At 59.2% G+C, this 22,280-nt stretch carries 21 protein-coding genes and 1 pseudogene; 19 read left to right on the top strand and 3 right to left on the bottom strand.

Annotated elements, in window-relative coordinates; all coding sequences use genetic code 11:
- Nucleotides 1-35: 35 nt before the first annotated feature.
- The 3 genes from lptB to lptC are packed head-to-tail and all read right to left on the bottom strand — an operon-like array spanning nt 36 to nt 2,109.
- On the bottom strand, nt 36-842 hold the full coding sequence (gene lptB, locus PVA19_RS02005; protein ID WP_062427122.1) for an LPS export ABC transporter ATP-binding protein: 807 nt from the start codon (nt 840-842) through the stop codon (nt 36-38).
- Nucleotides 843-858: 16 nt separating this feature from the next.
- A complete protein-coding gene (locus PVA19_RS02000) occupies nt 859-1,431 on the bottom strand; it encodes an LptA/OstA family protein (RefSeq protein ID WP_062427121.1) in 573 nt (190 codons plus the stop codon).
- Nucleotides 1,432-1,443: 12 nt separating this feature from the next.
- Nucleotides 1,444-2,109: an LPS export ABC transporter periplasmic protein LptC gene (lptC, locus tag PVA19_RS01995; protein WP_062599197.1), complete on the bottom strand. Its 666-nt coding sequence runs from the start codon at nt 2,107-2,109 to the stop codon at nt 1,444-1,446.
- A gap of 245 nt (nt 2,110-2,354) precedes the next feature.
- Here lptC and sppA point away from each other — a divergent pair, with 245 nt between their 5' ends.
- From sppA to miaB, 19 genes and pseudogenes are all read left to right on the top strand, one after another.
- A complete protein-coding gene (sppA, locus tag PVA19_RS01990) occupies nt 2,355-3,311 on the top strand; it encodes a signal peptide peptidase SppA (RefSeq protein ID WP_062427119.1) in 957 nt (318 codons plus the stop codon).
- Between the two features lie 26 nt (nt 3,312-3,337).
- A complete protein-coding gene (locus PVA19_RS01985; RefSeq protein WP_062427118.1) occupies nt 3,338-3,643 on the top strand; it encodes an integration host factor subunit beta in 306 nt (101 codons plus the stop codon).
- 84 nt (nt 3,644-3,727) lie between these two features.
- Nucleotides 3,728-4,069, top strand: a complete 342-nt coding sequence (locus tag PVA19_RS01980) for a LapA family protein (protein ID WP_062427117.1) — start codon at nt 3,728-3,730, stop codon at nt 4,067-4,069.
- A 193-nt stretch (nt 4,070-4,262) separates the two neighbouring features.
- Nucleotides 4,263-5,396: a class I SAM-dependent rRNA methyltransferase gene (locus PVA19_RS01975; RefSeq protein ID WP_274100989.1), complete on the top strand. Its 1,134-nt coding sequence runs from the start codon at nt 4,263-4,265 to the stop codon at nt 5,394-5,396.
- Nucleotides 5,393-6,250 carry a TrmH family RNA methyltransferase gene (locus PVA19_RS01970; protein WP_274100988.1) on the top strand — a complete coding sequence of 286 codons (858 nt, stop codon included), beginning with the start codon at nt 5,393-5,395 and terminating at the stop codon, nt 6,248-6,250. Before PVA19_RS01975 ends, PVA19_RS01970 begins: the two co-directional genes overlap by 4 nt.
- Complete coding sequence (gene lspA / locus PVA19_RS01965; protein ID WP_274100987.1) at nt 6,250-6,744, top strand: signal peptidase II; 495 nt, start codon at nt 6,250-6,252, stop codon at nt 6,742-6,744. Before PVA19_RS01970 ends, lspA begins: the two co-directional genes overlap by 1 nt.
- A gap of 214 nt (nt 6,745-6,958) precedes the next feature.
- Nucleotides 6,959-7,756, top strand: a pseudogene (locus PVA19_RS01960) (GNAT family N-acetyltransferase); the annotation flags it as partial.
- Nucleotides 7,757-7,937: 181 nt separating this feature from the next.
- On the top strand, nt 7,938-10,589 hold the full coding sequence (gene mutS, locus PVA19_RS01955) for a DNA mismatch repair protein MutS (RefSeq protein ID WP_274101086.1): 2,652 nt from the start codon (nt 7,938-7,940) through the stop codon (nt 10,587-10,589).
- Between the two features lie 85 nt (nt 10,590-10,674).
- The gene (locus PVA19_RS01950; RefSeq protein WP_274100986.1) at nt 10,675-13,503 is read left to right on the top strand and encodes a [protein-PII] uridylyltransferase; all 2,829 of its coding nucleotides are present in this window, start codon (nt 10,675-10,677) and stop codon (nt 13,501-13,503) included.
- 7 nt (nt 13,504-13,510) lie between these two features.
- Nucleotides 13,511-15,103 (top strand): murein biosynthesis integral membrane protein MurJ, encoded by a 1,593-nt coding sequence (gene murJ / locus PVA19_RS01945; protein ID WP_113266330.1) that lies wholly within the window; start codon nt 13,511-13,513, stop codon nt 15,101-15,103.
- Nucleotides 15,100-15,519, top strand: a complete 420-nt coding sequence (locus tag PVA19_RS01940) for a VOC family protein (RefSeq protein ID WP_246666395.1) — start codon at nt 15,100-15,102, stop codon at nt 15,517-15,519. Before murJ ends, PVA19_RS01940 begins: the two co-directional genes overlap by 4 nt.
- Nucleotides 15,520-15,601: 82 nt before the next feature.
- Nucleotides 15,602-16,666, top strand: coding sequence for a tryptophan--tRNA ligase (trpS, locus tag PVA19_RS01935; protein ID WP_062427111.1), 1,065 nt, complete (start codon nt 15,602-15,604; stop codon nt 16,664-16,666).
- 172 nt (nt 16,667-16,838) lie between these two features.
- Nucleotides 16,839-17,330, top strand: a complete 492-nt coding sequence (locus PVA19_RS01930) for a universal stress protein (protein WP_062427110.1) — start codon at nt 16,839-16,841, stop codon at nt 17,328-17,330.
- A gap of 199 nt (nt 17,331-17,529) precedes the next feature.
- On the top strand, nt 17,530-18,093 hold the full coding sequence (locus tag PVA19_RS01925) for a NifU family protein (RefSeq protein WP_062443010.1): 564 nt from the start codon (nt 17,530-17,532) through the stop codon (nt 18,091-18,093).
- A gap of 136 nt (nt 18,094-18,229) precedes the next feature.
- Nucleotides 18,230-18,898, top strand: coding sequence for a tRNA (adenosine(37)-N6)-threonylcarbamoyltransferase complex dimerization subunit type 1 TsaB (gene tsaB / locus PVA19_RS01920; protein ID WP_144621795.1), 669 nt, complete (start codon nt 18,230-18,232; stop codon nt 18,896-18,898).
- A gap of 89 nt (nt 18,899-18,987) precedes the next feature.
- Nucleotides 18,988-19,482, top strand: coding sequence for a GNAT family N-acetyltransferase (locus tag PVA19_RS01915; RefSeq protein ID WP_274100985.1), 495 nt, complete (start codon nt 18,988-18,990; stop codon nt 19,480-19,482).
- Nucleotides 19,483-19,550: 68 nt separating this feature from the next.
- Entirely contained in the window at nt 19,551-19,979 is a 429-nt protein-coding gene (locus PVA19_RS01910) for a Fur family transcriptional regulator (protein ID WP_062443002.1), read from the top strand.
- Between the two features lie 34 nt (nt 19,980-20,013).
- On the top strand, nt 20,014-20,814 hold the full coding sequence (locus PVA19_RS01905; RefSeq protein ID WP_274100984.1) for a lysophospholipid acyltransferase family protein: 801 nt from the start codon (nt 20,014-20,016) through the stop codon (nt 20,812-20,814).
- 57 nt (nt 20,815-20,871) lie between these two features.
- Nucleotides 20,872-22,269: a tRNA (N6-isopentenyl adenosine(37)-C2)-methylthiotransferase MiaB gene (miaB, locus tag PVA19_RS01900; protein WP_144621792.1), complete on the top strand. Its 1,398-nt coding sequence runs from the start codon at nt 20,872-20,874 to the stop codon at nt 22,267-22,269.
- Nucleotides 22,270-22,280: the final 11 nt, after the last annotated feature.

Raw genomic sequence — 22,280 nt, 5'->3', positions numbered from 1 at the left:
AGACTGCCGCGCTTTCAGGCCGGAAAATGCGGCCCTCAGAGGCTGAAGTTGTTTCCGAGATAGAGGCGACGAACATCGGCATTGTTGACGATCTCGTCGGCCCGACCGTGCGTCAGCACTTCGCCCGCATGAATAATGTAGGCGCGGTCGATGAGACCCAGCGTTTCGCGCACATTATGGTCGGTGATCAAAACGCCGATCCCGCGTGCCGTCAAGTGGCGCACTAGATTCTGAATGTCGCTGACGGAAATCGGATCGACGCCCGCAAAAGGTTCATCGAGCAGCATGAAGGTCGGATCGGTCGCGAGAGCACGGGCGATCTCAAGACGACGGCGTTCGCCGCCCGAAAGAGCGACCGCTGGAGACTTGCGCAGCTGCGAGATGTGAAACTCTTCCAGCAACTCGTCGAGCTTCCGGTTTCTCTTCTTCTCGTCCTTCTCATGCACTTCCAGGACAGCGCGAATATTGTCTTCGACCGTCAGGCCGCGAAAGATCGACGCTTCCTGCGGAAGATAGCCGACGCCAAGGCGCGCGCGGCGATACATCGGCATGCCCGTCACGTCATTGCCGTTGATGGCGATCTTGCCATCATCCACGGGAACGAGGCCGGTGATCATGTAGAAGCAGGTGGTCTTGCCCGCACCGTTCGGCCCCAGAAGTCCGACAGCCTCTCCGCGGCGCACGACAAGCGACACGCCGTTGACGACGCGACGCGTGTTATAGGTCTTGGTCAGACCGTGGGCGATCAAGGTGCCTTCATAGCGAGATTTATCGCCCGCATTCGCGTCGGCTGGCGACGGACGTGCGGAATCTCTGCCAAGAAGCTTTGAAATCAAGGGCATTTTCACGATGAGCGGCTTACTGCTTTTTCTGCGACTTGGGATCGAGCATGATGCGGACGGGACCGCCGCAGCTCTCTAGCTTGGCTTCACCGGTATTCATCAGCACCGTCAGCTTGCAGCCGGTGAAGACGTTGGTGTCCTGCGACAGGACAACCTGCTTGCCGGAAAGCGTAAAGGTCTGCGAGGCCATGTCGAACTCGCCATGATCGGCCGTCGCCTTCTGCGTACCGGATGTCAGGTAAACGGAATTGTCGACGAAAATCTTGTCGATATCGGCATCACCGCCGGTCACCGATGTCGTTTGCCCGTCGCCCTTGTTCTTGTAGAGAACCGTCATCTTGCCAGCCTGCAGCGTGGTCGTTCCCTGAACAACCTTCACGTTGCCGGTGAAGTAGGCCTTGTGCTCCTGATCGCGCACCTCAAGCTGATCGCTTTCAATTGCAATCGGCTGGTCGCTGGACAGCTTCATGCCGTCCATCTTGCTGGTTGTGTTCTGAGCAAAGGCCGGTGTGGAAAGACATGCCAGAACAATGGCAGCCAAAATTCCGGTGGTTCTCTTGAAGGGGGCGTTGCGGGAAATCTGCATCATCTGTTCGGGCTCTCACTTGCCTGCGTTCTGAATGGTGGATGCAGCAATACGAGCTCGTACCTGCCCCGAAAATACAATCGTTCTGCCATTATCGGCTATGCGTAGGCTTTCCGCAACAATCGAGCCTTCCTTCGTGGTGATGTCGACCGGCTGGTCGCTCTCCATCGTTCCCGCTTTCAGGTCGACATTGGCAGACTGAAATTTGGCTTTTAGGCCATTGCTCAGATTGATGTCAAAGGGCGCCGTCATTTTCAACTTATTTGTCGTGCGGTCGAAGATGCCTTCCTGTGCCACCACCTGTGCCACGATGTCATTCATCGGCACGGCTGCCAGCACTTTCTCAAGCGTCATCAGGTTCGGCGTCGTCACGTCCTGAAGCGCGCGCTCGGCATTCATCGAGTAGTCGAAACCCTTGTTGTTGCGCCCCGCCAGAGCTGGCTTTTCCATGACGATCTTGCCGTCTTCGATCGAGGCGCTTTGCAGCGACACTTCGGCAGGAAGCCATGTGCGGGCAAGCGAAACGCCGATGAAAGCAAGCGAAACGATCGCTGCTGCGATCGGAAGCCCGATCTTCAGCTTTTTTACGCGCGCGGAGTGACGCTTCGCCAGAGCATACGCATCGGGCAGATTGTCAGCCACCGAAAATCCCGGTGCCGGTTGATTAAGTCTTTCGAGCATTCGTCAAATCCGGAGGTCTACAAGTACAGCTTAAAGTCGCACACAGACCTTTACATATTCATCTAACGTGTTTGGCACGATGGCCTTGCGCTGCCAATATGGTTTTTATCAGAAAGAGCGCAAGAGCCGGGTGTTTTTTATAAAAACCGCACATTGCAAGTTCACGCGCTTGCAAGAGGTCGTTACAAGGTTCATATGCCCGAGGCGAAGTTGAAGCTTAACTGCCGTGAAGCGAAGGTGATTTGATGGACCAGATGGCAATCGCAGACCGCAGGCAACTGCGCCGCAAGCTGACATTCTGGCGGGTTGCTGCAGTTCTCTTGCTGATAGCGGCCCTCTTTGTTGTCTATCGCTTCGCTGTCGCGGAGCCTGAATCGAGCGCAAGGCCGCATATCGCCAAGATCGAGATCAGCGGCCTGATCCAGGACGACACCGAACTCCTGGAGCGGCTTCAAAAAATTGCAGACAGCACCAGCGCCAAGGGCCTGATCGTTTCCATCTCTTCGCCCGGTGGCACAACTTACGGCGGCGAGCGCATCTTCAAGGCGATCCGTGCCGTAGCGGACAAGAAGAAGCCGGTCGTGTCTGACGTCCGCACGCTTGCAGCCTCCGCCGGCTATATGATTGCGACCGCCGGCGACACGATCGTTGCGGGCGATACCTCGATCACCGGCTCCATCGGTGTGATCTTCCAGTATCCGCAGGTCGGACCGCTCCTCGACAAGCTCGGCGTGTCGCTGCAGGAAATCAAATCCTCGCCGATGAAGGCGGAGCCTTCGCCCTTCCACGAGCCGCCGGAAGAATCGAAGGTCATGATCCGCAACATGGTCATGGACAGCTACAACTGGTTTGTCGATCTGGTAGCCGACCGGCGCAAGCTGCCGCGCGACGAAGTGTTGAAGCTTGCCGATGGGTCGATCTTCACCGGACGTCAGGCGGTTGCCGTCAAGCTTATCGATACGCTCGGCGGCGAAACCGAGATCAAGTCCTATTTCGAAAGCCGCGGTCTAGACAAGGATTTGCCCATCATCGAGTGGACGGCACCATCGAAGCGTTCGCCCTTTTCCATCTTCAGCGTCGCAGGTCTTGCAAAAATGCTGGGCTTGGATGAATTTTTCCCGATTGCAGCGTCACGCCAACTCGGCACCGACAAGTTGTTTCTTGACGGTCTTGTTTCGGTTTGGCAGGTTGATGGCCGATAAAAACCTAATCCTTTCAGGGGGCAACTGTGATTAAGTCTGAACTGGTGCAGATCGTTGCTGCGCGTAACCCGCACCTGTATCACCGCGATGTCGAAAATATCGTCAATGCGGTTCTTGATGAAATCACCGATGCGCTTGCTGCCGGCAACCGTGTCGAACTTCGTGGATTTGGCGCATTCTCGGTAAAGAACCGGCCCTCTCGTTCTGGACGGAACCCGCGCACGGGTGAGTCCGTTTTTGTCGAGGAAAAATGGGTTCCCTTCTTCAAGACCGGCAAGGAGCTTCGCGAAAGGCTCAACCCGGGCATGGGCGACGTCGAAGACGAGGATTGAGCGCAATCAACGCTCGACAATCCTTAAGCCCGGCGTGACGTTCGTCCAGATTGCATGAAGGCCCCCAAAGACGGAGTACCTTGAATGTCGAAGAAGATCGTCAACCTGTTGATCCTGCTGCCACTGGCCATCATTCTGATCATCCTGTGCGTTGCAAACCGTGAGAGTGTGACTCTGGCGCTCAATCCGTTCCAACCTAGTGACAGCGTTCTCTCCTTCACGGCACCCTTCTTCGTTTTCATTTTTCTGTCGGTTCTGTTCGGCATTCTGCTCGGCTCTGCCGCGACCTGGATTTCGCAGGGCAAGCACCGCAAGCGCGCTCGCCTCGAAGCACGAGAAGCCATTCGCTGGCACGATGAGGCCACCAAGGCAGCGGCCAACACGCAAACGGTATCGCCCGCGTCGAGACAGCTTGCAGCAAAATAGGCGGCTGCTCTCGGTTCTTTGATCCGTCGCCATGGCGCATCATTTTGCCACGCCCTTTGATAATCCCCCATTCTAGTGATATGCGCTTTCCAACCGCATCCGGGCCGCCATTCGCCCGGGGATGTAGACTGGAAAGCGCAAGTGGTACGGCCATTCTCCGTGCCTCTCGCGTCGAGACGTGGAAAGACCGTCGTTGAAGAAGAAAGACAACCGCCAGGGCGCTAAACCGCGCGCAGGACAGGACAATCGCTCAGGCAAGCCCGGCAGCAAGCCGCCTCGCCAGAAGGACGCTGCGCGCACACGCGCTCCAGATTACGTTCGCCCCGCTGCCACCGCCCCCAAGGAAAAGGTGCAGGCCTCTGCTCCCGCCGTCGAAGCCGCACCTCCGCGCCCGTTGAAGGAGCGCTCCGGCGCCCTTCCGACCGAGCAGGTGCCGGTCATTCTTGAGTCGCTCGGTGCTGGTGACTTTCACCTGATCGACAGCGGCAATGGCCTGAAGCTCGAGCAATATGGCGCGTATCGCGTCGTTCGTCCCGAGGCGCAGGCGCTGTGGCGCCCGAGCCTCGCCGAACGGGTCTGGGACAATGCCGATGCAATTTTTACCGGGGATACGGACGAAGAAGGCAGTGGACGCTGGCGTTTTCCCAAGCAGTCTCTTGGCGAGACATGGCCGCTGTCTCTGCTCGGCGTCAACTTCCTCGGCCGCTTCACCGCATTTCGCCATGTGGGTGTTTTCCCCGAGCAGATCGTTCATTGGGAATGGTTGAAGCAAACCATCGAAAAGGCTGATCGACCGCTTAAAGTGTTGAACCTCTTCGGTTACACCGGTGTCGCGTCGCTCGTGGCGGCGTCCGCTGGAGCGGAAGTCACCCATGTAGACGCCTCGAAAAAGGCGATCGGCTGGGCGCGAGAAAACCAGGCGCTTGCCGGTCTTGAAAATGCGCCGATCCGCTGGATCTGCGAAGACGCCATGAAGTTCATCCTGCGCGAGGAACGTCGCGGCAACAGCTACGACATCATCCTCACCGATCCGCCGAAATTCGGCCGAGGAACCCATGGCGAGGTCTGGGATCTCTACGATCATCTGCCGCTGATGCTGGATGTCTGCCGCGGAATCCTGTCGCCCAAGGCGCTCGGATTTGTGCTGACCGCCTATTCCATCCGCGCCAGCTTCTACTCCATGCACGAATTGATGCGCGAAACCATGCGCGGTGCAGGTGGTGAGGTTGCCTCCGGCGAACTCGTGATCCGGGAAGCCGGGCTTGACGGCAAGACGCAGGGCCGCGTGCTTTCAACTTCTCTCTTCAGCCGCTGGGTGCCGAAATGAATGATCGTCATGAAAACGGCCCGCGCAGGGTAGGGCAGGTCAAGGAAGTTACCAGCCTCGCTAATCCGATCATCAAGGACATCAAGAACCTCACCCAGAAGAAGGGCCGGGAAGAGAGCGGCACCTTCATGGCAGAGGGGTTGAAGCTTGTCATCGATGCGCTGGAACTCGGCTGGACGATCCGCATACTGGTCTATGCCAAGGCCGCCAAGGGCAAGCCGCTGGTCGAGCAGGCTGCAGTCAAGACGGTGGCGTCCGGTGGTCTCGTGCTGGAAGTGAGCGAGAAGGTGATCTCATCCATCACCCGCCGCGACAATCCACAGATGGTCGTCGGCATCTTCGATCAGAAATGGAAGCCGCTCAGAGATATCCGGCCTGCTGCGGGTGAGACTTATGTCGCGCTCGACCGGGTCCGCGATCCAGGCAATCTCGGCACGATCATCCGCACAGCGGATGCAGCCGGTGCTTCCGGAGTCATTCTCGTCGGCGATTGCACCGATCCGTTCTCGCTTGAAACCGTGCGGGCCACCATGGGCTCGGTGTTTGCGATGCCGGTTGCACGCGCATCGGTGGATGAGTTCCTGAGCTGGAGAAAGAGTGCAGGCGTCAGCGTCGTCGCAACCCATCTTGCCGGCTCGGTGGATTACCGCACCATCGACTACAAGAAGAGGCCAGTCGTGCTTTTGATGGGCAACGAGCAGTCGGGTCTTCCGCCGGAGCTTGCCTCGCAGGCGGACCAGCTTGCCCGCATCCCGCAACAGGGCCGGGCGGACTCTCTCAATCTGGCGATCGCAAGCGCAGTCATGCTGTTTGAAGCGCGTCGACATCTTCTCGAACTCGCGATGGTAAAGTAATGACCAAGCCCGCTCTCTTCTCCAGACCCGTTCCCGCCATCGCCCTCATTCTTCTGGCGTTGCTTGCCGATCAGATCATCAAGGTGCTGGTGGAAAAATATCTGCCTCTGCAGGAGATGGTGCCGGTCATTCCCTTCCTGGCGCTCTACCGCACCTATAATCTTGGCGTGGCCTTCTCCATGCTGTCGGGCATGGAAGGCTGGGCGATCGTCACGATGCGGCTTCTCATCGTCGCCTTCGTCATCTGGCTGTGGCGAAAGACGGATGCCGATCGCACCTTTGCCCATCTCGGCTTTGCGCTGATCATCGCCGGTGCTGCGGGAAACATCTTCGATCGGTTTCTGTACGGGCACGTCGTGGACTACATTCTCTTCCACACGGAAACGTGGTCCTTTGCGGTCTTCAACCTAGCCGATTCCTTCATCACCATCGGCGCAGGTTGCGTCATTCTGGATGAGTTGCTGCAGGCCAAGGCAGCACGAAAGAAAACCTGAACGACTGTTACGCAAGACCGGATCGCGAAATTTAGTTTACGCAACGTCACTTACGCGGCTAACTGTCACTGTTTTGTCGTCAAGAAGTGATTTATGACGCCAAGATCAAACGGTGGCGGGGCGATTCTCCATGGTCTCGGAAGTTCTGGAACGCAGCATTGTTGGCACGGGCTTGGGCGGCGCTGTTTTGCCAGCTGCCGAAAAGCGGGAAGCCGACGTCTTTGGTCGTATCGGCTCCCTCGAAACACGTCTTGCCAGAAATGAGCGCGAAATCGATGCGGCCCAGCAGGTCCGCTTCCGCGTCTTTGTTGAGGAGATGGGTGCGCGGCTTCCAGCAGACGCGATGCGTCGCGGTCGCGACATCGATGCCTTCGACGCCGTCTGCGACCATCTCCTGGTTCTCGACAACGCCATAGAAGGTGATCCCGAAGATCAGATCGTCGGCACCTATCGCCTGCTCAGGCAGGAAACGGCGCTGGCGAATAAGGGTTTTTACTCGGCAAGCGAATTCGAAATCGAGAGCCTGATCGCGCGCCACCCGGATAAGCGCTTCATGGAGCTGGGACGCTCCTGCGTGCTGCCTGAGTATCGCACCAAGCGCACCCTCGAACTTCTCTGGCAAGGCAACTGGGCCTACGCCGTCCGTCACCGCATGGATGCGATGATCGGCTGTGCCTCCTTCCCAGGCATTCAGCCGGAAGCTCACGCGCTGGCGCTGTCCTTCCTGCATCACAGCTGCGGCTCCAAGGCTGAATGGCGGACCGAGGCACTCCCGGAACTCTATCGCGAAATGGATATGATGCCGCTTGAAGCGATCAATCCGCGTCGGGCGCTCAACGCCATGCCGCCGCTGATCAAGGGCTATATGCGTCTTGGCGCCATGTTCGGTGCCGGTGCCGTGGTCGACCATGCCTTCAACACCACCGACGTGCTGGTGATCCTGCCGGTCTCATCGATCGCCGGCCGCTACATCAATTACTATGGCGGTGACGCCGAGCGCTTCAACGGCTGATACCGTTCCGGCATCAAGCTTCCTGTGGGTTCGTCGTTCTGCGTGTTGTTCTTGGAGAGCCGCGCCGGTAGTCTCCGGCTTTGTTTTCTCAAAGCCCCAAGCAGATACGATCACGCCATTGACGGATGTTCATTCCACCGCCTCGCTCATTTCCGAAGAGAGCCGCGCATCGGCAACGCCGATGATGGAGCAGTATATCGAGATCAAGGCGAACAATCCCGGTTCGCTGCTTTTCTATCGCATGGGCGATTTCTACGAACTGTTCTTCGATGATGCGGCGGAAGCCTCGCGCGCGCTCGGCATCACCCTCACCAAGCGCGGCCAGCATCTGGGTCAGGACATTCCGATGTGCGGCGTTCCGGTCCATGCGGCGGATGACTATCTGCAAAAGCTGATCATGCGCGGCTATCGCGTTGCCGTATGCGAACAGGTGGAAGACCCGGCGGAAGCCAAGAAGCGTGGCTCGAAATCGGTGGTCAAACGTGACGTCGTGCGCCTTGTCACGCCCGGCACGTTGACCGAAGAGAAGCTGCTCTCTCCGACCGAATCCAACTACCTCATGGCACTTGCGCGCATCCGCGGCAGTTCGGAGGCGCAGTTTGCGCTGGCCTGGATCGACATCTCCACCGGCGTCTTCAGACTGGCGGAGACGACATTGACGCGGCTGCTGGCCGACATTTGGCGCATCGATCCGCGCGAGTTGATCGTGTCCGACAGCCTGTTTCACGACGAAGAATTGCGGCCGACCTTCGATGTGCTGGGTCGCGTGGCCGTGCCTCAACCTGCAGTCCTGTTTGATAGCGCGACGGCAGAAGGTCGTATCGCGCGTTACTTCAACGTCTCGACGCTGGATGGCTTCGGAACGTTCTCCCGTGTGGAACTGGCCGCCGCCGCCGCCGCCGTTGCCTATGTCGAGAAGACGCAGATTGCCGAGCGCCCGCCTCTCGGCGCGCCGGAGCGCGAAAGCTCTGCCTCGACGCTGTTCATCGATCCTGCGACCCGCGCCAATCTGGAATTGACCAAGACGCTTGCCGGAGAACGCGACGGATCGCTCTTGCAGGCGATCAACCGCACGGTCACCGGCGGCGGTGCGCGGCTTCTGGCGGAACGGCTGATGTCGCCGCTGACCGATCCCGAGCGGATCAACGCCCGTCTCGACGCGGTGGCCTATCTGATCGACGATGTATCCTTGAGCGATGGTCTGCGCGAGGCTCTGAAACAGGTGGCAGACATGCCGCGCGCGCTGTCGCGCCTGGCGCTCGATCGCGGCGGTCCGCGCGATCTCGGTGCCATTCGCCAGGGACTTTCCGCTGCCGCGATCGTCGGTCAGTTGCTTGATCAGGGCCTGTTGCCCGACGAACTGGTGGCTGCGCTCGCCGATCTTAAAGCCTTGCCAGCCTCGCTCGAAGCCATGCTGTCGGAGATGCTGTCGGACGACCTTCCGCTCCTGAAGCGCGATGGCGGCTTCATTCGTGAAGGCTCGAACCCGGAACTCGATGAGGTGCGGGCGCTGCGCGACCAGTCGCGTCGGGTGATTGCCGGCTTGCAATTGCAATATGCGGAAGAGACCGGCATCAAGTCGCTGAAGATCAAGCACAACAATGTGCTCGGCTACTTCATCGAGGCGACGGCTGGCAATGCTGATGTGATGACGGGAAGCGACGAAGCCAAGGCGCGCTTCATCCACCGCCAGACGATGGCCGGCGCTATGCGCTTTACCACCACCGAGCTTGCCGATCTGGAAAGCCGCATCGCTAACGCCGCCGCCCAGGCGCTGACCATGGAGTTGCGGGCCTTCGACCGGATGGTGCAGGCGGTGGTGGCCGAAGCCGAAGCCATCAAGGCGGGCTCTCTGGCACTTGCTGCTATCGACGTGGCGACGAGCCTCGCCCATCTGGCATCCGAACAGGCCTATTGCCGACCGGTGGTCGATGGCTCCATGACCTTTGCAATTCGCGGCGGGCGTCACCCGGTCGTGGAGCAGGCCTTGCGTCGTCAGTCGAGCGGACCCTTCATTGCCAATAACTGCGATCTCTCAGCCGTCAATGGCAATCGCAACGGCGCGATCTGGATGCTGACCGGTCCGAACATGGGTGGTAAGTCGACCTTCCTGCGTCAGAATGCGTTGATCGCCATCCTCGCCCAGATCGGGTCCTTCGTTCCGGCAGAGGCTGCCCATATTGGCATTGTGGACCGGCTGTTCTCGCGCGTCGGCGCCTCCGACGATCTCGCCCGTGGCCGCTCGACCTTTATGGTCGAAATGGTCGAGACGGCGGCTATCCTCAATCAGGCAACGGAACGTTCGCTCGTCATCCTCGACGAGATCGGGCGCGGCACGGCAACCTTCGACGGCCTCTCCATTGCCTGGGCGACGGTGGAACACTTACATGAGGTGAACCGCTGCCGCGGTCTTTTCGCCACCCATTTCCATGAGCTGACGGTGCTGTCTGAAAAGCTTGGCCGCCTCTCCAACGTCACCATGAAGGTGCGGGAATGGGAAGGCGACGTGATCTTCCTGCACGAGGTTGGTCCCGGTGCTGCGGATCGCTCGTATGGCATTCAGGTGGCCCGCCTTGCCGGCCTTCCCGCCGCGGTGGTGGAGCGCGCAAGAGAGGTTCTCAACCAACTCGAGGATGCCGATCGCAAAAACCCGGCGAGCCAGTTGATCGATGATCTGCCGCTGTTTCAGGTCGCGGTCCGGCGCGAAGCGGCTAACGCCAAGGGCAACTCGAAGGTGGATGACGCGTTGAAGGTGCTGAACCCGGACGAAATGACGCCGCGCGAGGCACTGGATGCGCTCTATGCGCTCAAGAAACAACTTGGCAACGCTTGATGCTTAGAGTGCCTGTCCATTCGGCCTCAAAATCGCTATAGCGCTGTGCCATCAGCGCAAGACGCATGGAATGGATATCGGCTCAATGGCCTCTAAGGACCTGGATTTCTCCGCGATACTGGATGTCGCAGCACTGAAGCATCAATGCGATCTCGTCTTTCAAGGCGATGGAAAGCGCGTGTCGGATGTGCGCTCCGACCTTTTGCCCATCTTCAAGAAGGCAAGCAGCGACGGACGGCAAATGGCGCGCGATCTTCTCGATTCCGAAGGCGGCGGCATTGACTGCGCAAGGTGTATTTCGTGGCTGCAGGATCGTCTGATCGAGGTGCTCTACGATCTTGCCTGCCAATATGTCTATCCGAAGGATGCGCCAGGCATTGCCATCACCGCTGTCGGCGGCTATGGGCGCGGCACGCTGGCACCCGGATCGGACATCGACCTTCTGTTCCTGCTGCCGCTCAAGAACACGCCGGATATGCACAAGGCGATCGAGTTCATTCTCTACATTCTTTGGGATGTCGGCTTCAAGGTCGGCCACGCCACCCGCACCGTGGATGAGTGCATCAAGCTGTCCAAGGCGGATATGACAATCCGCACCGCCATTCTCGAAATGCGCCCGATCTGCGGAAAGAAGTCGCTCGCCGACGAGTTGGAGCGCCGCTTCGAGACCGAAGTCGTCACCAATAGCGGTCCGGAATTCATCGCCGCCAAGTTGGCCGAGCGCGATCAGCGCCATCGCAAGGCGGGCGATACGCGCTATCTGGTCGAGCCGAATGTGAAGGAAGGCAAGGGCGGCCTGCGCGATCTCCACACGCTCTTCTGGATCGCCAAATATTATTACCACGTGCGCGACACGGCAGAGCTGGTGAAGCTCGGCGTTCTTTCCAGAAGCGAACTGAAGCTCTTCGAAAAGGCCGATGATTTTCTCTGGGCGGTGCGCTGCCAGATGCACTTCATCACCGGCAAGGCCGAGGAGCGGCTTTCCTTCGATATCCAGCGCGAGATTGCCGCCGCCCTTCATTACCAGCCACGACCCGGCCTTTCGGCTGTCGAGCGCTTCATGAAGCATTACTTCCTCGTGGCCAAGGATGTGGGCGATCTGACGCGCATTCTTTGCGCTGCTCTTGAGGACCGCCAGGCGAAGGATGTGCCGGGGCTTTCCGGCGTTCTCAGCCGCTTTGCCCATCGACTTCGCAAGATCCCGGGCTCCAGTGAGTTCGTCGAAGACCGCGGTCGCATTGCGCTCGCCAATGCCGATGTCTTCCGCAACGATCCGGTCAGCCTGATCCGGCTTTTCCACGTGGCCGATATCAACAATCTCGAACTGCACCCGGATGCCCTTCGCGTCGTGACCCGCTCGCTCGGTCTCATCAATCATGAGCTTCGCGAGAATGAGGAAGCCAACCGGCTGTTCCTCGCCATCCTGACCTCGAGGCGCGATCCGGCACTGACGCTACGGCGCATGAACGAGGCGGGTGTTCTCGGCAAATTCATCCCCGAATTCGGCAAGATCGTCGCGATGATGCAGTTCAACATGTATCATCACTATACGGTTGATGAGCACTTGATCCGCTCGGTCGCAATCCTCGCCGAGATCGACAAGGGGCAGGCGGTCGATACCCATCCGCTGGTCAACCAGTTGATGCCGGCCATCGAAGACCGCGACGCTCTCTATGTCGCCGTTCTCCTTCACGATGTGGCAAAGGGCAGGCAGGAGGATCACTCCATTGCCGGTGCACGCGTGGCCCGCAAGCTCTGCCAGCGCTTCCGTCTCTCCACCAAGCAGACCGAGACAGTGATGTGGCTGATCGAGCAGCACCTCCTGATGTCGATGGTGGCCCAGACCCGCGATCTGCATGACCGCAAGACGATCACCGACTTTGCCGACAAGGTTCAGTCGATGGAGCGGCTGAAGATGCTGTTGATCCTCACCGTTTGCGACATCCGCGCCGTTGGCCCGGACGTCTGGAACGGCTGGAAGGGGCAGTTGCTGCGCACGCTCTATTATGAAACCGAGCTTCTTCTCTCCGGCGGCTTTTCGGAAAGCTCGCGCAAGGAGCGCGCCAAGATCGCCCGTCAGCGCCTTTACGATGCGCTGGATGACTGGGGCCAGAAGGCGCGGCGCAAATACAGCAAGCTGCATTATGATGCCTATCTTCTGTCTGTCGCCTTGGAAGACCAGGTCCGCCACACCCGCTTTCTGCGTGAGGCGGACAAGCAGGAAAAGGCGCTGGCAACCATGGCCCGCACCCATTCCTTCCACGCCATCACCGAGATCACGGTTCTGGCACCCGACCATCCGCGCCTGCTGTCGATTATCACCGGCGCCTGCTCCGCTGCCGGCGCCAACATCGCCGACGCTCAGATCTTCACGACATCGGACGGCCGCGCCCTCGATACGATCCTGATCAACCGCGAATTCCCGATCGATGAGGATGAAACCCGCCGCGCCACCAATATCGGCAAACTGATCGAAGAGGTTCTCGCCGGCAAGAAGCGGCTTCCCGAGATCATTGCGACGCGGACCAAGAGCCGCAAGAAGAGCAAGACCTTCAATATCCCGCCGTCGGTGACGATTTCCAACGGGCTTTCCAACAAATTCACCGTCATCGAGGTCGAATGCCTTGACCGTCCCGGCCTCCTGGCGGACATGACGGCGGTGCTGGCCGATCTATCGCTGGATATCACCTCCGCGCGGATCACCACCTTCGGCGAAAAGGTCATCGATACCTTCTACGTCACCGATCTCTTCGGCCAGAAGGTGATGACGGAAAACCGTCAATCCAATATCGCAATGCGGTTGAAGGCCGTCATGGCGGAGCAGGAAGATGAACTGCGTGATCGCATGCCCTCCGGCATCATCGCGCATCCGGATGTAGCAGCCCTTCCTGCTGCGCGCACCGCAAAGGCTTGAACAAAAAATGAGTTTGATCGGCAAATTCGCCACCGTCGGCGGTGCGACGCTTGGAAGCCGCCTGTTCGGCTTCATCCGTGAAATGCTGATGGCGGCAGCGGTGGGTACCGGACCGGTGGCGGACGCTTTCAATGCGGCCTTCCGTTTTCCCAACACCTTCCGCCGCCTGTTTGCCGAGGGCGCGTTCAACTCCGCCTTCGTGCCGCTTTTCGCCAAGGAGATCGAGGCCAATGGCATGGAGGGCGCGCGCCGCTTCTCCGAGGAGGTTTTCGGCGTCCTCTTCACGGTGCTGATGGCGCTGACCATCGTCATGGAACTGTCCATGCCGTTTCTCGTCAGAACGGTGATTGCACCGGGCTTTGTCGATGACCCGACGAAATTTGAAAACACGGTGCGCCTCGCCACCATCATGTTCCCCTATCTCGCCTGCATGTCGCTGGCGGCCATGATGGGCGGAATGCTGAATTCGCTGCATCGTTACTTCGCTGCGGCCATCGCGCCGGTCTTTCTCAATGTCATCCTCATCGGCGTCTTGGCGCTTGCCTGGTGGAAGCACTATGATGCGCTGCAGGTCGGCTACGCACTCTCCTGGGGTGTGATGGCCGCAGGTTTCGTCCAGCTTGCTATCGTCTGGGTTGCCGTGCGTCATGCCGGTATCAAGATCGGCTTTCGCCGCCCGAAACTGACGGGCAATGTCAAGCGCCTGCTGGTTCTGGCGCTGCCGGCCGCAATCACCGGCGGCATCACCCAGATCAACTTGCTGATCAACACCAATATCGCGTCTGGCGGAGACGGCGTGATCTCCTCGCTCGCCTACGCCGACCGCATCTATCAGTTGCCGCTCGGCGTCGTCGGCATTGCGGTGGCGACGGTTCTTCTGCCGGAACTGGCGCGTGCGCTTCGCGGCGGCCATGCGGTGGAGGCGGCCAATCTGCAGAACCGCTCCGTCGAGTTCGTACTCTTCCTGACGCTGCCGGCCGCTGCAGCGCTGCTGGTCATGGCCGAGCCCATCGTTCGCTTTCTCTATGAGCGCGGCAACTTCTCGCCGTCTGCAACGGTCACTGTTGCGGAAATCCTCGGCATCTATGGCCTCGGCCTGCCGGCCTTCGTTCTGATCAAGGCCTTTATTCCCGGCTTCTTCGCCCGCGAGGATACCCGCACACCGATGATCTTCGCGGCGATTTCCGTGGTGGTGAACGTCTCGCTCGCGCTCACCCTTTTCCCCTCTTACGGCGGTCCGGGGATTGCGACGGCGGAAATCACCGCCGGTTGGGTGAATGCCGCACTGCTCTTCGGCATGCTGATGTGGCGCGGGCACTGGAAGCTCGATCTCCCGTTACTGCTGCGCATCCCGCGGCTGCTGATCGCGGCAGGTCTCATGGCGTTCGCCATTCATTATGCGCTGTCCTATTTTTCCTACGAACTGTCATCGGCATCAAACCTTGCGGTCCGGGCAGGCACATTGCTTGCGCTGGTCGTCGGCGCCATGGTCATCTATTTCGGCGTTGCCTTCGCCTCCGGTGGGGCAAACCTTGGGATGGTCAGGCGCGGCATGAAGCGCAAGCGCAAGACGGATGTCCAAAGCGAGATCGAACCATGAGTTCCGGCTTCACCTCCATGCGCCACATCGCGCTCGTCTCTCTGGTGGTGGACGATTACGATCGCGCGAAGGCCTTTTATTGTGACAGCCTTGGCTTCGAATGCATTTCGGATCAGCCGATGCCGGACGGCAAGCGCTGGCTTGTCATCAAACCGAAAGGTGAGGGGGCAAGCGGGCTTCTGCTGGCGCAGGCGGATGGAGAAGCGCAGGCTGCCGCCATCGGCCATCAGACCGGCGGTCGGGTTGGTTTCTTCCTGTATACGGATGATTTCGACTCGGATTTTCACCGCATGAAAGACAACGGGATCCGCTTTCTGGAAGAGCCGCGTCGCGAGGTTTACGGCACGGTTGCCGTTTTCGAAGACCTCTACGGCAACAAGTGGGACCTGCTCCAGCCAGCCGTTGAAACCCCTTGATTGCAACGGGTTCCGGGTGCATAAGCGCGGGCCACATCACAGCGCGGGGCAAGGCCCTCCACAAGCCTTTTCGAGGACGATCATGAACGCATTCAAGCCGCTGGTTTTCTCCGGGGTTCAGCCCACCGGCAATCTCCACCTTGGCAACTATCTCGGCGCCATCCGCAAGTTCGTTGCATTGCAGGAAGACAATGACTGCATCTATTGCGTCGTCGACATGCACGCCATCACCGCACAGTTGGTCCATTCGGACCTGAAGGCGCAGACGCGTTCGATTGCTGCCGCCTTCATTGCGTCGGGCATCGATCCGGTGAAGCATATCGTCTTCAACCAGTCGGCCGTGCCGCAGCATGCCGAGCTTGCCTGGGTGTTCAACTGCGTCGCGCGCATCGGCTGGATGGAGCGCATGACCCAGTTCAAGGACAAGTCCGGCAAGAATGCCGAGCAGGTTTCGCTTGGACTGCTGGCCTATCCGAGCCTGATGGCGGCAGACATTCTGGTGTATCGGGCAACCCATGTTCCGGTCGGTGACGACCAGAAGCAGCACCTGGAACTGGCACGCGACATCGCCCAGAAGTTCAACATCGATTTCGGCGATCATATCCGCAAGGCTGGTCTCGGCCTCGATATCACCGTCGGCGACGAACCGGTTCACGCCTACTTCCCGATGGTCGAACCGCTGATCGGCGGTCCGGCACCCCGTGTCATGTCCTTGAAGGACGGCACCAAGAAGATGTCGAAATCCGATCCGTCGGATTTGTCGCGCATCAACCTGATGGATGATGTCGACGCGATCTCCAAGAAGATCAAGAAGGCCAAGACCGACCCGGACGCATTGCCGAGCGAAGTCGAAGGCCTGAAAGGTCGCGCCGAGGCGGAAAACCTCGTCGGAATCTATGCGGCCCTCTCCGACAAGACCAAGGCGGATGTGCTTGCCGAATTCGGTGGACAGCAGTTTTCGGCCTTCAAGCCGGCGCTTGTCGATCTGGCGGTCAACGTGCTTGCACCGATCAACAACGAGATGCGCCGCCTTCTGGATGATGTCAGCCATATCGACGCGATCCTAAAGGATGGCGGCGAGCGTGCTGGTGCCATCGCACAAAAGACGATGGACGAAGTCCGCGACATCATCGGTTTCCTGCGGTGATTTTGTCTGCGCCTCTCGCCGTGCTGTGAGAGGCGTTTTTCTAAGTGCGGAGGCGTCGCATCTGCACATTCGCCTTTTTGGAAAATCGATTCCGCTTTCCATTGTGATACGATAAGCTCCGCCCAAACCGGCGGGCGGCGCTTCATGCCACGGCGGAAACAGGGAGTGCTGAATGGTTTCAAAACGGCTGTCGCGCCTGGAAGGGCACCGGCGAAAATTTCTGGTGGTCATCGATGGCACACCGGAATGCGAAAGAGCCGTGCATTATGCCGGCCGCCGCGCCAAGAACTCCAATGGCGCCCTCGTTCTGCTCTTTGTCATCCCAGAAGGGGATTTCCAGCAGTGGCTGGGTGTCGAGCAGATCATGCGGGCCGAAGCCCGCGAAGAGGCTGAAGCCTCGCTGGCGAAGGTCGCACAACGCGTGCGCGAGACCGTCGGTATCGAACCCGAGGCGGTGATCCGCGAAGGCAATGCCGCCGAGCAGATCCACGGGCTGATCGAAGAAGATCGCGACATTGCCATCCTTGTATTGGCTGCAGGCTCTACCAAGGACGGCCCAGGTCCGCTCGTCTCCTCCATTGCCGGACGCGGCGCTGCCTTCCCCATTCCCGTCACGGTCCTGCCGGATACGCTGACGGACGAGGAAATTGACGCCCTTTGCTGATCGCTGTCCATCAAGCGCTTTCGCCACGAAGAATCCTGTTCGGCTTTGGCGAAAACGGGTGTAGAACAGGGCGGAAGATTTCTTGAACGGGATTGTCATGTCAGGGCTTGAAGTCGCTCTTCGTCCGGCATATTTTGGAGCATTCTAAATTACGGGGCAAGGATGCCCTGACCGGGGCGCTGCCTCGAAGGAGATCGAAATGTTCATTCAAACGGAATCCACGCCAAACCCGACGACCCTGAAGTTCCTGCCGGGCAGAGTGGTTCTGGAAAGCGGCACGGCGGAATTCCTGAGCGCTGAGCAGGCGCAATCTTCGCCGCTCGCAGCGACGCTGTTTGAAATTCCGGGCGTCACTGGCGTCTATTACGGCTTCGATTTCATCACCGTTACCAAGGACGGTGCCGAATGGCAGCATCTGAAGCCCGCCATCCTCGGTTCGATCATGGAGCACTTTATGTCCGGCCGCCCGCTGATGGGCACGGCGATCCATGCAGAGATTTCCGACGAGGAAGAAGAGTTCTTCGAAGAGGGTGACGAGACGATCGTTGCGACCATCAAGGAACTTCTCGAAACCCGCGTCCGTCCAGCAGTGGCGCAAGATGGCGGCGACATCACCTTCCGTGGTTTTCGCGATGGCACGGTGTTCCTCAACATGAAGGGCGCATGCTCCGGCTGCCCGTCTTCCACGGCAACCCTGAAGCATGGCGTGCAGAACCTGCTCCGCCACTTCGTGCCGGAAGTGCAAGAGGTCGAGGCTGTTTGATAAACGGCTGAGCCAATCGATCGATACTGAGGCGAGGCGCGTGACTGCGCCTCTACTCATAAGCGGCGTTGCCACGAGCCTCATTCGTGCCGCTCATGGCTTGCGCTTTGGACAGGCATAGGGTTCAGCTTTTCAGATGATCATTCTCTCCATCGATACATCCGGCGTGGATTGCTCTGCCTGTGTTTATGACAGTGAAAACGATACTGTTCTCGGCGAAGTGACGGAAAACATCGGCAAGGGCCATGCCGAATTGTTGATAGGCATTATCGATGGTGCGCTTTCCAAGGCTGGTCTGACGCTCAATGCCGTCGAGCGTCTCGCCGTCACGATCGGCCCCGGTTCTTTCACCGGCATTCGCGTGGGTGTGGCCGCCGCACGCGGCTTTGCGCTCTCGCTCGATGTCGAAGCAGTCGGCATCACGACGCTTGAGACGCTTGCCGCTCATCACCAGCGGCAGCAGCCCGGCCATCCCGTTGCGGTCGGTCTCGATGCCAAGCGCGGCGAATGCTATCTCCAGATCTTCGCAGCCGAAGGCGCGCCTTTGACCGAGGCCGCGCTGGTGTCTCTCGATGAAGCCAGACAATCGCTTGTCGGGTTTGACGGCGCGATCATAGGCTCCGCCGCACCGCTCTTTGCTGGCGAGGAGACGGGTTCGCGGCCGGATCATTTTCCGATCGATACCGTCGCGCGCGTCGCGGCGACGAAACCCGCGCATCAGCCGAAGCCCGCACCGCTTTACCTGCGTGGCCCGGATGCCCGCCCGCAATCTGGCTTCGCATTGGAACGCCTGTCGCCCGCCTGAAAGCGCGCCGTTTCGCCCGGTCGAAATCGATTTCGATTTGCCGGACAATGCTGTAGCCCTCTTGCATTCAAGGTGGATGATTCCCTGCAATGTTCGACGACTATCTGAGCTGGAAACCCTTTTTTGAAATCGTGCCGATGGCGCATGGTGACTGCGCCGGTGTCGCCGAGCTCCACACGTCCCGCTTTACTCAGGCGTGGAGTGAGGGCGAGTTTTCGAGCCTCCTGTCACAGAACACTGTCTTTGGCGCCGTCGCGCGTCAAACCAACGCCTTCTTCAGCCAGCCGCTCGGCGGCTTCGTGTTGTCGCGTGAGGCGGGCGGAGAAGCTGAAATTCTGACACTTGCCGTCAGCGACAAATTTGCCGGTGCCGGGCTTGGCTGGCGCCTGATGCAGGCTGCCATGCGCGAAGCGCTGATGCGCGGTGCCGAAACCATGTTTCTGGAGGTGGATGGGTCGAACGGTCCGGCCGTGCATCTCTACCGCAAGCTCGGCTTCAAGACGGTCGCAGAGCGCAAGGCCTATTACACGGCCAAGGATGGGACGAAATCCACAGCGCTTGTCATGCGCCGCGATCTTCGATAGTTCCGTGACAGTGAGACACTCTGCCACCAATATGGTGGACCAACGCAGAATCTGAAGGCCTGATTATCGTGGTAGACCTTTCGAAAACCCTTGAAGAAATATGTGCGGAGCGCGGCATGCGCATGACCGACCAGCGGCGTGTCATCGCGCGCGTTCTTCAGGAATCGGAAGACCATCCGGACGTGGAGGAGCTCTATCGTCGCTCATCCGCTGTCGATCCAAAGATTTCGATCTCCACCGTCTATCGCACCGTTAAGCTGTTTGAAGACGCGGGCATTATCGAGCGCCATGATTTTCGCGATGGCCGCTCGCGCTATGAGACCGTACCGGAAGAGCACCACGATCATCTGATCGACCTGAAGACTGGTGTCGTCATCGAATTTCGTTCCGCTGAGATCGAAGCGCTGCAGGAAAAGATTGCCCGCGAGCACGGCTTCAGGCTCGTCGATCATCGGCTTGAACTCTACGGCGTTCCGCTGAAACCAGAAGAGCGTTGAGGCAACTTTCCATGGCCACGGAGCAAGTGCGGCGATGACGTGGCTTCGGATTGCCTATGCGGTTTTCATTCTCTCCATCGTGACCCTTGTGCTGTTGCCCGTGCAACTCATCGGCCTCTGGCTGGATTTGCCGATCCGCCGCAGAGTGCCGCGCCTGTGGCACCGGGTGGCCTGCCGATCGATCGGTATCAGGGTTCATGTCCATGGCGGGCTGGAGACCGAACGACCTCTGCTGCTGATTGCCAATCACGTCTCCTGGAAGGACATATTGGTGCTGGGCAGCGTGGCGGATGTCGCCTTCATTGCCAAGACCGAAGTGCGCGACTGGCCGATCTTCGGCAAGCTGGCGCGTTTGCAGAAAACCGTCTTCGTCACCCGTGAACAGAAACGCACGACAGGCGTGCAGGTCAACGAGATTGCCGATAGGCTGGCAGGCGGCGAGATCATCGTGCTCTTCCCCGAGGGTACGACCTCGGATGGCAATCGGCTTTTACCAATCAAGTCCTCGCTGTTCGGAGCAGCATCGAGTGCCGCCGATCAGGTTCCGAGCCAGCTCGTCCATGTCCAGCCCGTTGCGATCGCCTATACCGGCATTCAGGGCATGGCGATGGGACGTTACCATAGACCGGTTGCCGCCTGGCCTGGAAGCATCGGCTTGTTGCCGTCATTGGTGGGGCTGGTGAAGGCCGGCGCAATCGAGGTTGACGTCACTTTTGGGGAAGCGATCCCCTTCCGCAAGGGTGATAATCGCAAGGCGCTCAGCATCGAAGCGACCACTGCACTTCGCACCATGTTGAATTTCAGCCTTCGCGGCGGCTGGCGAAAGCCGCGATAGCCTCTATTTCCGTATTTTTCTATTTAACTGGTGGCCGAAAATCATTAGATACGCGCCATGACCCAGGACACGCTTGGCCTCGACGCCACCCAGACCGCTATGGCTCATGGAGCCAACAGCCGCAAGGTCTTCATCAAGACCTACGGCTGTCAGATGAATGTCTACGATTCCTTGCGCATGAGCGATGCTCTGGCAAAGGATGGTTATGTTCAGACGGAGGATATGGGCGAGGCGGATCTCGTTCTGCTCAACACCTGTCACATCCGTGAAAAGGCGGCGGAAAAGGTCTATTCCGCTCTCGGTCGTTTGCGCGACATGAAGAAGTTGCGCGAGGAAGAGGGCCGTGAATTCGTCATTGGCGTCGCCGGTTGTGTGGCCCAGGCCGAAGGCGAAGAGATACTGCGCCGTGCGCCCGCCGTCGATGTCGTCATCGGCCCGCAGACCTATCATCGCCTGCCGCAGGCGCTTGCCCGCGTTCGCGATGGCGAGCGGGTGATCGAGACCGATTATGCGGTTGAAGACAAGTTCGAGCATCTGCCGGTCGCCGAAAAGGCAAAGCTGCGCTCGCGTGGCGTGACAGCCTTCCTTACCGTTCAGGAAGGTTGCGACAAGTTCTGCACCTTCTGCGTCGTGCCCTACACCCGCGGTTCGGAAGTTTCCCGGCCCGTCAGCCAGATCCTCGACGAGGCGATGAAGCTTGTCGATGCCGGCGTGCGCGAGATCACGCTCCTTGGCCAGAACGTCAATGCCTGGCGCTCGACGGGGCCGAAGGGCGAAGAATGGGGGCTCGCGGAGCTTCTCTATCGCTTGTCCGAAATTCCGGGCCTCGCACGTCTACGCTATACGACAAGCCACCCGCGCGACATGGATGATCGCCTGATCGAGGCGCATCGCGAGTTGCGCGCGCTGATGCCCTATCTCCATCTGCCGGTTCAGGCTGGCTCCGACCGCATTTTGAAAGCCATGAACCGCCGCCATACGGGCGAGGAATATTTGAGGCTGATCGAACGAATCCGCACCGCCCGCCCTGATATCGCCATGTCCGGGGATTTTATTGTGGGCTTCCCCGGCGAGACGGATCAGGACTTCGAAGACACGCTCGCAATCGTGGAAGCGGTGAAATACGCGCAGGCCTTTTCGTTCAAATATTCGACGCGTCCAGGGACGCCCGGCGCCGATTTGAACGATCAGGTGCCGGAAGATGTCAAGGCCGAACGGCTGGAGAGATTGCAGGCGCTGCTGTTGAAACAGCAGAACGACTTTGCCCAGTCGCTCGTTGGAAAGACCATGGATGTGTTGCTGGAAAAGCCCGGTCGCATGCCCGGACAGCTGATCGGTCGTTCTCCCTGGCTGCAGTCTGTGAATCTTGATGCAAAGAACATGAAAATCGGTGACATTATTCATGTACGAATCACCGCGACCGGTCCAAACAGCTTGTTTGCCGAGGTGGCATAGAGTTAGAGTTG

The sequence above is a fragment of the Agrobacterium sp. CNPSo 3708 genome, from assembly GCF_028674915.1.
In the GTDB taxonomy this organism is placed as follows: Bacteria; Pseudomonadota; Alphaproteobacteria; order Rhizobiales; family Rhizobiaceae; genus Agrobacterium; species Agrobacterium cavarae.
Note: the sequence above shows the minus strand (reverse complement) of the source record. Positions and strands in the feature narration are given on the sequence as shown.